Genomic DNA, 12595 nt, shown 5'->3' on the forward strand with positions numbered 1-12595 from the left:
ATTACTTTAAATTTTGCTGAATATAATCTAACCCCAATAACAATGATTTCAGCTGTGATTTATCTAACCTAGTTGTATTGTGCGAATTATATTCGTCAGAATTTGAAATTTTAGAATCTCCTTCCTCAAAATACTTTGAATAATTCAAATCTCTTGTATCCGCAGGGACACGAAAATAGTTGCCTAAATCAATAGATTTAGCATTTTCCTCACGAGACAGGAGCGATTCATATAATTTTTCACCATGCCTTGTGCCAATGATTTTAATCTCATTATCTGCGTTAAATATTTCTTTGATAACTGAAGCTAAATCGCCGATAGTCGCAGCAGGAGCTTTCTGTACAAAAATGTCTCCTTGTTCACTATTCTCAAATGCAAATAAAACAAGATCAACAGCCTCATCTAAGGTCATCATGAATCTTGTCATTGCTGGATCTGTTACAGTTAATGGTAATCCCTTTTTAATTAAATCTACAAAAAGTGGGATTACGGACCCTCTTGATGCCATCACATTACCATATCTAGTCCCTGATAAATTAGTAAAGTCCACAGATAGATTCCTTGATTTAGCAACCATAACTTTTTCCATCATAGCTTTGGACATTCCCATGGCATTAATAGGATATACAGCTTTATCGGTACTCAATACGATTAACCTTTTAACACCATTCTGTATTGCGGCATCGATTGTATTTCCCGTTCCAATTACATTAGTCTGCACTGCCTCCAAAGGATAAAACTCACATGAAGGAACTTGCTTCAAGGCGGCAGCTGAAAAAACATAATCAACTCCTCGCATAGCGGAATTTAACGAAGACAAGTCTCTAACATCTCCAATGTAAAACTTGATTTTATCGTTGGAATAAAAATGACGCATCTCGTCTTGTTTCTTTTCGTCGCGACTAAATATGCGAACTTCACCTATATCCGTTTTTAAGAAACGAGTCAATACAGCATTCCCGAATGACCCTGTACCACCGGTAATTAAAAGTGTCTTGTCCTTGAACATCAAATTTCTTTATTTAAAATTCTATTATAATTACCTATCGCTACTTGTTGCAAAATTATATACTCTGCACTTTTAGAAATCTTTTCAAAATTTAGTTCTCTAGCCAAATCTACCATTTCATCATTTATCAAGGCATGTCGAATCGCTTTTTCAATTTCATCCGTATCTTCAGCATGAACTGAAATGCCAGACTTGAAATTTTCAAACCAATCACAGCAGCAGCTAGAATTTGATTGGATGGGGAACGACCCTCCAGCCATGGCTTCTAAAAGTGAGGTGCTAATTCCATCACCAATACTTAAGCCAATTGAAATTCTTGCACTTGCATGTAATTCTATCATTTTATCATGCGACAGATTATTAGGCAATATTTCTATACTTATTCCTGTATTTGCGCGAAAAATTGCCACGGCTGTTTGAATATCCGCAGCGTTCGATGCTACACTGTAAAGTTTAATTGAATATCCTTCTAATAAATCTTTACATCTTTCAAGGGCTCTTATTCCAAAAAGCGCTCTCCCTGCCCAGCCTTGATAACCTTTCAACAAAATAACTCTCCTTTTTGAAGTACGTAACGATTTTGCGTTAAGAATTTCAAGTTCTGATAGGTCGAATCCACCTGTATTAGGATGAACCGGAAATACAATACCAGTATATCCAAGTTTTTTAGCCAACACAACATCACGCTCACACTCGCAAGAATAATAATTTACATGACTTAATAACGATTTGATTAATAATTTATGATGATCAAAATTTTGAAATACATAAAAATCTGAGCCCCAATTTGTATGCCACCAATTTATTTTTTTCGCGTCAAGCTTTGAATAAATCCTTTCCATTAAATACCCTGCATGTTGAGTCTCTAGCGTATGAATAATGTCTGGATTATACCTATTGATCATCCGATAAAGTCGATTAGCTAAGTAATTGGGGAAATACAGTTCCAATAACTTATTTATGACCATCTCAAACTTAAAAATATGTCTTTCAAGTTTTAAGAAATAAAGTAATTTACCCAACCCATTTAATGGGCCCAAACTAGGTAGATGTGCTAAATCTGGATGTGATTTTAATGCGAATTTTGAAGGGAAAATGAATAGTTCAACTGACGGGTTATCCTTGAGTTGGTTAATCCATCTAGCCGTATGTATGCTATTGATAAAAGAAATAAATAAGATTTTATTCTTTCTCATGTTCAAAAAAGTCTACCACAATATCATATATCAAATGACAACTATTACCTGTACCATATGGGTTAATTGTATTTGCTATTTTATCATAATGTTTAACATCATTCAATAATAAATTAGCCGCATTGATAATTAAATCTGGATTTGTTCCCACTAATTGCGCGACACCTGAATCAACTCCCTCTTGTCTTTCAGTTACATTCCTTAAGACAAGCACTGGCTTCCCCAAAGTGGGTGCTTCTTCCTGAATTCCACCAGAGTCGGTTATAATGAAATATGACTTATTCATAATCCATATTAACTTTGGATACTCTAATGGTTCTATCAAAAAGATATTTGAAATGTTAGATAAATTGTCAAAAACGGGTATTTTAACATTTGGGTTAGGGTGTACTGGAAATACGATTTGTATTTCTTTGTTTGTTTCTGCTATTTTTCGAATTGCGCTACAAATATCTAACAGGGACTTGCCAAAACTTTCTCTTCTATGAAAAGTGACAAGCACTATTTTTTTCCCAAAATCCAAAAAATCAAATCCCTCAAAAAATTCTATTTCCCCCCTATTTTCAATTGTTTTTATACCAAGCATTAATGCATCTACAACAGTATTGCCTACTACGTGGACATTCTTGACAATATTCTCAGCATTTAAGTTTTCTGATGAAAGCGAGGTTGGAGCAAAATGCAATGTAGAGATTTCCGAAGTTAATCTCCGATTCATTTCCTCTGGAAAAGGATCCAACGGGCTTCCGGAACGAAGACCTGCCTCCAAATGTGCCACTTTAATCTTCTTGTAAAAACAAGCTATAGATACCGCTAAAACAGACGTTGTATCACCTTGTACAAATACAAGATCAGGTTCAAATTCCTCCAATACGGGTTTAATGTGGTTAATTATATCAGTTGTTAAACTGAATAAATCTTGACCATCCTTCATCAAATCTAAGTCAAAGTCTGGAGTTATATCAAAAAAATTGTTTACCAAATCCATCATCCCCCGATGCTGTGCCGTAACGCAAATCTTTGAATTAAATTTGTTTGAACTTTGAAATTTTTTAATCAAAGGGGCCATTTTTATTGCTTCTGGCCTAGTTCCATATACAAACAATATCTTCTTCAATACTTGAAAATTTTAAGTAATAAATTCTTAATCATTGATCCATCTGGAGCTATCAAATCACTAAATGAATCACGTTTAAAAAGATTGATGAAATTAAAATTACGTGTAGAAAATCCCATCTTAAGAATTTGATTTATTGCACTATTCATTTTGCGAAAATGAACATCATTATAACCTATGGCAATATCTTTCTGTTGCCCATATTCTAATGCTTTTTTTGGTTGTGACCCATAATACTCTACCTTTTGTGGCGGATGTGGGGGAACATAGGTTTTTATACCTAACCATTTTTTCAAGGAAAAGGACAAAAACATATCTTCGCCTACATATTTAAACTCATATAACTTTCTTGAATTTATCCACATGACACCAAGCCAATCTTTTTCTAAAAACCATGAATGCCCAACCAGATCAACTTCTTTGACAGATTTGGAAGGCCCATCCCATCCCCAACGCCTGAAACTTCTAAATGGATAATTTTTTAGATTCCATGAATCGATTCCTATTGTCCCGTACAATCCTTTTCTTTTAATAATATGCGTATGACAATTTTCTAACCATCTACTGCCAGGAATAGTATCATCATCAAAAAAGCAAACATATTTACTTTTAGAAAGTAAACCACCCGCAAACCGTCCCCATACACCTACATTTCGATCTACTTTAATATGGTTAGATACCAAGTCTGAATCTATTACTGATGTTTCAACCTCCAACTCCCCCTCTACTTTATCGTGAAAAATAATTATTTCTTTTGGTTTTAATGTTTGATTTTCTAGGGCTTTAATTTGTTCTGTCAATTGATCTGGCCTTTTGTAAACGGTTAATACACATGAGACATCCATATTAAACGACGTCGGGTTTGGCATAGAACAATTACGCCGTCCATATTTTGACCACCTATTTTCGTAAGGTCTAGTTTTTGCCCCTCTATAATATCTATCTATACTAGATCCAAAATCAATATAAGTATTGTTGCGATTATTTTGGAATAATCTATATATTATCGGCTCAGACATTGGCCCAGCAGAAACAACAAACAACAAATCATTACGTCCTCCAAAATCCGAAATAATTTGATTCACTAGTTTATCTCCGCTTTCTTCCCAGAAATTTATACAGTCGTCACCTACCTCGTAAAACTTTAAAATATTTAAACTACCAATTTTCGAATTTAAAGCACGGTAGTTTGTAATTACTACCGCGTCTCTAGTCAATTTATCAAATTCTCTTACAAACCTCCCATAATTATTATTGATCCAAAGATTTGCAAAGGTGATATTTTCTTTGTTCGGCAATCGAGAATTATACCAGTAATACGCTTCTTCGTCACAGCAAGGACAAGACACAGCATAATGTGCTAAACGGTCCACTAAAGTCATCGATTGTAATAAATCCTTACCTAATCTGGAAATAAAGTTAGGTGATGACCAGCCCCCTTCCTGTGCAGAAACAGCAACACCAGTCATTATAGCACGTTCCCCATCGGCATATCTTAAAAAGGTGAAATTTTCCCCATTAATCAATTTATTCCAATAGAAATTAAAGTCCTTGTTAAGATACTTATTCGAATCATTAAAAAGAGACTTTAACGAATTAAAATTGAATCCAATCATCAGAAAATACTATATAAAAAATTAAACAAGAAGCTTTAGGAATTAAATTCAAAAACGGTGAACTCGAAAAAAATTAATCAACAAAGCAAGTATGTAACCAATATATCAGTACACAAAAATGTATGTAATGAACCATTAATTATATAATATAAACCTTATTTTGACTTTATAACTACGCAAATGTTAACTAAACATCTTTTTAACATAGCATGATTAACTAAAGCATTTAAACTATTCGCAAAACTACCCAGCCCTTATTTGAATTCTGATAACGCCTTTCTTCTAAAATATCGAATTTAAAAAGTCGTTTTAAGTCATCCAAAAAAGGATAATGATGATAATCGTCAACCAAAATCAATGTTCCCGGTTTGATATACTTGAAAAAAACCGGAAAACAGATAGAGCGACCGTTTCCATGAGGCCCATCGAGAACAATAGCATCGATATTAATTTTGGGGAAATCCGAAGGTTGTAAATTATAAAAAGCCCCTCTTAAAGTTGGGTTTTTAAATTGATCAGGCGAAATATCATGTTTTGAACTATCCCAAACTTGAATTGATTCACTAGGGTTTGAAAACATTCTTTCACGTAAATCATCTTCAACTTGCATTAACTTACAGTATCTAATTAAAATATCTTTGTTTATGATACGCTCTTGTAAATATTTCGCCCACTCAGGATCGTGCTCATAAGTCGTAACTTTTATTCCAACATAATTCGAAAGTATATCCCAAAAAATGGTAGATTGCCCCCCTCCAAATTCACATATATGATAAGCTGATGATTGTTTTTGCATTAATAAATGATAGCAGAAAGCTCTTACAGAGCTCTCAGCTAATGAAAAGTCATTAAACACTCCCTTTTGAGTTTTAAATTCTTTTATTGCAGATTCAGTTATCGAATTATAAAATGTGTTATTTTCTCTATCCTTCTTATTTTCTTGATTATATTCCTCTGCCGAAGCTGAATTTTGAGGTATAACTCGCTTTGTAATAAAATATATTTGTCTTAATACACGATAAAAAACTGTTTTTTTAATATCCATAAACTTTATTTAATTGTAAGAATTGGTTTTAAAAATTGGGAGTAAGGCGTAAATAGATCCTACATTAAAAAATAACTTAATTCAAAATCGTGTTATAGCAATTAATTTTAAAAAGGTAATTAAGAATTGTAATAATGAAATTAGAGAAATAACACATAAAATTTATAATTGGAGGGCATAAGTTAACATAACTTCAAAATTAATATTACATAAAGTGAACAATTGACTTAACTACCTACATTATTAAAATTTAATTTTGAATAATTATGGCTAATTGATGTATCATTTTGCATCCTTCTAATCTCTGATACTAGGCCTTTGTAATTCTGTTTGTGATTCTCAATTACTTTATCTAAAGTCATCAACATGCCATTAATATCATTACATTGATATCCAAAATTGTAATTTTCGTAGTAATGATCAAAGCAATAATTCTTTAAAAATACCATTGGAATGCTATTGGCAATTGCATCAAAAAAAGCGCCACTAGTTGTTAGCTCATAAAGATCCTCTTCATATAAAAATATGAAGTAATCAACTCTTCGTAAAATCTGCTCAAATTCTTCACGTGTAAATCTTCGGAATTTAATTGGATACTCAACATTCTCATAAGTATCTAAAATATCATTTTCATCACCTCCAATTATTATCAATTTAATCTCAGTATTATTTGAATTTTTGAGTGAAAAATAATTTGCTATCTGTCGAAGTTCGGTTTTATTAAATTTACCAAAAGTTGCAAAGGTTAACTTATTTGATGGAGTCTCCTCTCTATTAAAGTTAAACTCACGATAGATATAAGGATGATCAATTGCATTAAAATATTTCAATTCCTTAGGTAAATAATTATTAATTTTAGCCAAGGAGTCTTTTCTCAATACGAAATAGGTTATTTCCTGATTACCAATAAAAGTTAAAGAAAGTTTGAAAAATTTTTCATATAAGAATCTATTTGCAGGCTTAATTTTTAGCACTTTAGTCTTAATATTTAATTTTCTTATTATATAATGAATTAGTCTATTAAAATTTTGCCTGCAGATCACAAAATTTTCCCTTTTGATAAATTCCAATGTGCCATGCATTGCAATATGCACCTTAAATGAATTTTTATATTTATACCTCAATAAATACTTTAATGGAATTAAATTATAAGTGTAAATTGACAAAAACGCTATTTTACTACAATCATTGCTTTTAGCAAAATCTAATAAAGTTTGTAACAACTTAAAATATTGAAAAATTACACTCGGCCTAGCAAGTGCCTTTGTTTCTGGAATTATAATTTCTTTAAAGTGAACGTTAGTTATGGATAATTGAGAAGAATGTGAAATCGCTTTAACGCAGTCAATATGCCCACGCTCAGCAAAAAAAATAATTTCAGATTGAGGATAAGCTAAGCTATAGCCAAATAATAAAGCCGCATTAAACTGTTCATGCTCGAATCCCCTGCACTGTGGCTCAATGAGTACTATCATAACTAATAAAACAACATCAGCTTAGTAAATAAGAAATAATGAAAAAAGGTTTGTAGCTTAAAATAAAAAATTGTGTGCTTCTCAACTTCAATCAATTTGTCTAAATTAAAAAAATTAAAATTAGCTATTAGATTCACTCTTTTTACTGATGTGTTTCAAAAATAATTTTGCTGAATTTACAGAAGTAAATAATTTTGTCCTTTCTACTCCTTTAAATATCAATTTTGAAGTTAAAACATTATCATTTACCAATTCAAACATTTTTTTTGTAACCTCATAATAATTCTGAGGATCAACATAAACTACAGAATCACCACATACTTCAGGAATTGAAGTAGAGCTTACTGTTATAACAGGGCAGCCAAAGGTCATTGCCTCTAAAGGCGGCATTCCAAATCCTTCATATTTTGATAAATACATTAACCCTTGAGAGTGTAACAACAAATTCCCTAACATCTCATCGTTTATATATCCCATTTGAATTACAGATCCGTCATTACGACCTTTTGCAATCAATTCATCCGTTTCTTTTGAAACAAAATACTCCTTACCTATAATAAAAAGCTGAAAACTATTATCATAGATTTCCCTAAATAGAAAAAAACTTTTTAACATATCTTCAAAACCTTTTCTCATATGATAACCTCCAAAATATATAAAGTACTTTTTTTTCTTAAATACAATTTGATCAGGTTTTTGTAATGAAGAAGAATTTGGGATAACGACAATTTCTTTTTTAATACCAAACAATTCAATTATGGATTTTCTTGAAAAATGTGAAACAGTAAATAAATAATCCGCCTGCTCCAAACTGCGGTTCATTGTTTTAATATACTTTTTTTCATTAAAATAAGAATTAAAAAAATTTGGAATTTGCAATGGCAAAACATCGTGAATCATTAATCCAATTGATGAACTATTTTTAATTTTTATATTGGGGATATGACTTGATGGAAAATAAATTAAATCATAAAAATTTGCTTTTGTTCCTTGATTAAACTTCCAGCTATTAACAAATGAATACTTAGAGTTTAAAAAAAAAGATAAATTATTATGCTTAACATCTAAATTTCTTTTTGTATCAAGATTGAAACAATCCAACTCCATATCTCTTAATGAGCTGCAGCTATTTAATAAAGAAATAGTAGATTTTGCAACACCTGTAAATTCATTATTAAATACAGAGGATTCTAATAATATTTTCATAATTAATTTAACGTGTATTTCTCAAAAAGGTTGAAAGCTTAAAATTTATTGAGATAATTATTAAACTATTTCCTAAAGTTATTTAGAATAAATATCGATAATTCAAGCTAGAAGATATTAGACGTGAACTTCTAATTACTTTCTTCAAAATGAAATTGTAAATAAATTATATATTCGAGGTGTTAAAATCTGAAAAATGGCAAATTTATAGCGCGGCTCAAATAATAGTTACAAGATTAAAATCATTTAAGGTATCAAGAATAATTTATACATCGACTTATTAACTACAAAACCTAAATCACTGGGTTTTAAACAATCAAAGTCTAATTCTAATTTAGCGAAAAGATAATCACTTGAGAACAAAATTTTTCAATTTTTACTTTAAAGCTTTAATCAATTCACCCCTAATAAATTCTTTAATGGGTTTAATTGCAATATAATAATGAACAAAAAAGATTTGTCCATTAATTAATTACCCGAACTAAAATCAAATAAGCTATGTAATTCTCTAAACTACATTAAGTACGAATAAATTGTAATTCTCGAATTAAAATTTCTGAAAAATAAAAATGTGACAAACCGATAATTTTGAAGAATGAAGAATCGCATTTATGGATTTACTTTACAAGTGCTTTACGACAAAACATAAAGCATGGGCTAGTTTAGACCAAAACTAATAGACTAGATTAAACTTTTTGTTTATGCTCAAGTGATCTAAATTTATTTTTAAGAACCATAATTATACATTTTCCCTATTCAAAGGAAGCAAATCTCATTCCATAAATAAGCTCAAAACTTATATATGATTTATTGTAAGCCAAAATCCAATAAAATAGAATCAAGAAAGCCAAAATATTATTTCCAACAAAGTCGGCATTTTGAACAATGGGATAAGTAAATAAGAGTTTATTTAATAAATAACTTTTTTAAATTAGAAGAAAAGCTTTTAAAATAACGAACATATTTTATTGAATCATATATCTTTGCTTGATCAAATCCTTCCTTATAAATAAAGAATCAGACTGGCAACTGTCTTTCAACTCGAAATATACCAACTCAAAATTATTACTTCTTAAGAACACTGATATATCATCAAATAAAAATTGTCCTTCCCAGACAGGTATGTTTTCGCCCTCTATCTGGATGGCTTTTACTTTACACAATTCACTACCAAATCCGCTAATCACCTCATAATTGGCCCCTTCGACATCAATTTTAAGAAAATCTATCTCCTGGATTTTATTTTCTACTACAAACTTGTCCATCCGGATACAATTGACTTCAATTTCTTTATAATCATCCTTATCGTTAAAATTATGAGATCTCAATGAAGATATTCCCGAATTGGAATTCTTCATAAGATCAATAGCGAAGAACTTCATTTTGGTATTTTTATCTGATACGGCTAAAGCAAAACTATTAAATTTATATATTCGCTTTGCTTCACTAATAATCTGCGGATGAGGCTCAAATATATATATATCAGAAGGTTTAAGGGCAAATCTTTTTCTCAAATACTCAGAGTCCTGTCCAAAATTAGCTCCAATTTCAAAAACATTCTTTGGATTGTATGTAGTCAAACTAAGAAGAACGTCACAAAATATTGCCATTGATTCTCCAGAAGAGGCCGCTAATGGATGTTTTTTATTATCTAATTTTTGAATAGTAATTTTCGTATTTGTGAGTTTACAGAACGCCTGAATACCTGCTAGAATAGCTTTTTTGACGATATTATTCATGTTATTATCTTTTACTACATTTAATAATTTTTAATTTTAAACCCTAATTCAACAAATCTTTAGTGTATGAGATTCCTTTCATAAATATTATACACTTAAAAATTGTTTATTTTACTCCACAAACCTAATCGTCAAATTATATTTATTGTAATCCCAATAAAGCTCGCTTCAATATTTTAAAGAGTCACTAATTTTCACATGTAATCACTTAGCTGATTTTCATGATGAAAACTTTAAATAGTAACAGTCAAATTTTAATTGGAATAACTTTTGACCTTTAAAGGCACATGTTTCACCAGGAAAATTCATATGGAGAAAATTATTTAGATCAACATAGGATAAATTCTTGACATACATGGAATCGAATTTAAAGGATCTAAGAAACTCAAAGATTGCCACAACATGAAAGGTTAGTATTTTTTTTCCTTCAAACCTACTCATTCCTGAATTTTCCTAATTTTTTTCTCAGGTGGCACCCAATATGATTTATAGTAGGCTGGTTCTACTTTCAGTTCATTATCTTCTAAAAGTATTGAATAGGGGGTGCTATTATCAAACATAAAATCAGTTAAAAAAATCTCTGATGAAAACTCACCATCAGAGTCCAAGCAAAAATAGTTTTCACAAAGATTTAATTCCCAAAAGGAAAGTTTAATTATTTCTAGATTTATATCGCCCAGTTTGAATCCAAAAATGGAATCCGAAGTACGTTTATTATTAAATAATTCTTCACTTAAAAAAATGTTTGAATTCAAAAATTGCTGAAAACCTCAATAACTGATTCTAGTACAACAATGTATAAAGGCATTTATCGCTATTGTATTTGTTAAAGGTAGGGACTAACCTATCTAAAACTTTTAAAACATCGACAAATGTTTTAGTAAAAAAAACTTAAGCATTCATTTCGATATTAATTAATAATCCATTTATGATCAAGATAAACATGTCCGTATGCTGGTAATGTTGGTAAAGCCCCAAATTCAGGCATTACCTCAAATACTTCGAACGAAAATAAATCTAACTCTAAAAAGTAAAACTTTACAAATGGCACATCAATTGCAAACCCAAACCGATAAGTGCCGGAACATAAATTAAATTCATCTATAAGACATGTGATACAATTTTTGCCTTTTTTTATTTTTACATCAATTCCCTTTGTTTGTTTTGTATTAGTCGAAAAAACTTGACCTTCTGTATGGTCGTGAGATAAAGTTACTTGAATACCTATATTATCCAAACTTTTAAGCGCTTCAATCTCTATCTCAATTTGCAATGGTTTGAACGGAAATACTTTACCCCCATCATGTTCATTTATTGAAATCTTGGTGACTACAAGATCAATCTCATTTATAACAATTGGATTAAATGAGTTTGCTTTCTTGGAATTTTTCAGTAGATAATTATCAATTGCAACATTAGTATTTCCTTCGAACGTATTAAAGCCATTCTCTAACAAAATACTTTTATTGCACAGCTTTCGTACAGCTGACATATTGTGACTCACGAACAAAACAGTTCTTCCTTCCCCTTTACTGATATTATCCATCTTACCCAGGCATTTTTTCTGGAACTCAGCATCTCCAACCGCCAAAACTTCGTCTACAATCAAGATTTCACTTTCTAAATGTGCTGCAACGGCAAATGCTAACCTTACATACATTCCTGAAGAATAACGTTTAACTGGTGTATCTATATAACGTTCGATTCCTGCAAAGTCTACAATTTCATCAAACTTACGCGTAATCTCAGATCTATTCATTCCTAAAATAGCTCCGTTTAAATATATGTTTTCCCTCCCAGTCATTTCCGGGTGAAATCCAGTTCCTACTTCTAACAAGGAGGCTATCCGACCATTAACTTTAAATTGCCCCGTAGTTGGCTTGGTAACTTTACTCAATAACTTTAAAAGTGTACTTTTCCCCGCTCCGTTTCTTCCTATTATACCTACTGCATCACCTTGATTTATTTCAAAGTTGATGTCTTTTAGAGACCAAACGTAATCACTCGCTCCTTTTTGGCTACGATCATTACTCTCTCCAATTTTTAGGAACGGATCCTCCTTCCCTCTAACTTTATGCCACCATCTATTTAAATCATGGCTAATGGTTCCAGTCCCAATTTCACCGAGACGGTATTGCTTTGAAATATTTTCAGCTTTTATTGCAATTTTTGACATGTTTTTCTGAATCTAT

General features: G+C 31.0%; 10 protein-coding genes. All 10 read right to left on the reverse strand.

Annotated elements, in window-relative coordinates; translation table 11 throughout:
- Position 1 precedes the first annotated feature (1 nt).
- The 10 genes from ACIQ6T_RS01010 to ACIQ6T_RS01055 all read right to left on the reverse strand — a co-directional run bounded on the left by ACIQ6T_RS01010 (position 2) and on the right by ACIQ6T_RS01055 (position 12579).
- Positions 2–1009 (reverse strand): polysaccharide biosynthesis protein, encoded by a 1008-nt coding sequence (locus ACIQ6T_RS01010; RefSeq protein ID WP_395783310.1) that lies wholly within the window; start codon positions 1007–1009, stop codon positions 2–4.
- Positions 1009–2205 carry a glycosyltransferase gene (locus tag ACIQ6T_RS01015; RefSeq protein ID WP_395783312.1) on the reverse strand — a complete coding sequence of 399 codons (1197 nt, stop codon included), beginning with the start codon at positions 2203–2205 and terminating at the stop codon, positions 1009–1011. The genes ACIQ6T_RS01010 and ACIQ6T_RS01015 overlap by 1 nt, the downstream gene beginning before the upstream one ends.
- Positions 2192–3322 (reverse strand): non-hydrolyzing UDP-N-acetylglucosamine 2-epimerase, encoded by a 1131-nt coding sequence (gene wecB / locus ACIQ6T_RS01020; protein WP_395783314.1) that lies wholly within the window; start codon positions 3320–3322, stop codon positions 2192–2194. The genes ACIQ6T_RS01015 and wecB overlap by 14 nt, the downstream gene beginning before the upstream one ends.
- Positions 3319–4938 carry a glycosyltransferase family 2 protein gene (locus ACIQ6T_RS01025; protein WP_395783316.1) on the reverse strand — a complete coding sequence of 540 codons (1620 nt, stop codon included), beginning with the start codon at positions 4936–4938 and terminating at the stop codon, positions 3319–3321. The genes wecB and ACIQ6T_RS01025 overlap by 4 nt, the downstream gene beginning before the upstream one ends.
- A 226-nt stretch (positions 4939–5164) precedes the next feature.
- The gene (locus ACIQ6T_RS01030) at positions 5165–5983 is read right to left on the reverse strand and encodes a hypothetical protein (protein WP_395783318.1); all 819 of its coding nucleotides are present in this window, start codon (positions 5981–5983) and stop codon (positions 5165–5167) included.
- Positions 5984–6210: 227 nt separating this feature from the next.
- Positions 6211–7458, reverse strand: a complete 1248-nt coding sequence (locus ACIQ6T_RS01035; RefSeq protein ID WP_395783320.1) for a hypothetical protein — start codon at positions 7456–7458, stop codon at positions 6211–6213.
- Between the two features lie 120 nt (positions 7459–7578).
- Entirely contained in the window at positions 7579–8664 is a 1086-nt protein-coding gene (locus tag ACIQ6T_RS01040; RefSeq protein ID WP_395783322.1) for a glycosyltransferase family 4 protein, read from the reverse strand.
- Between the two features lie 965 nt (positions 8665–9629).
- Positions 9630–10403: an FkbM family methyltransferase gene (locus ACIQ6T_RS01045; protein WP_395783324.1), complete on the reverse strand. Its 774-nt coding sequence runs from the start codon at positions 10401–10403 to the stop codon at positions 9630–9632.
- A 437-nt stretch (positions 10404–10840) separates the two neighbouring features.
- Positions 10841–11158: a hypothetical protein gene (locus tag ACIQ6T_RS01050; protein WP_395783326.1), complete on the reverse strand. Its 318-nt coding sequence runs from the start codon at positions 11156–11158 to the stop codon at positions 10841–10843.
- 155 nt (positions 11159–11313) lie between these two features.
- Positions 11314–12579, reverse strand: a complete 1266-nt coding sequence (locus ACIQ6T_RS01055; protein ID WP_395783328.1) for a polysaccharide ABC transporter ATP-binding protein — start codon at positions 12577–12579, stop codon at positions 11314–11316.
- Positions 12580–12595: the final 16 nt, after the last annotated feature.

The organism is Aquirufa sp., from assembly GCF_044377215.1.
Classification (GTDB): Bacteria; Bacteroidota; Bacteroidia; order Cytophagales; family Spirosomataceae; genus Aquirufa.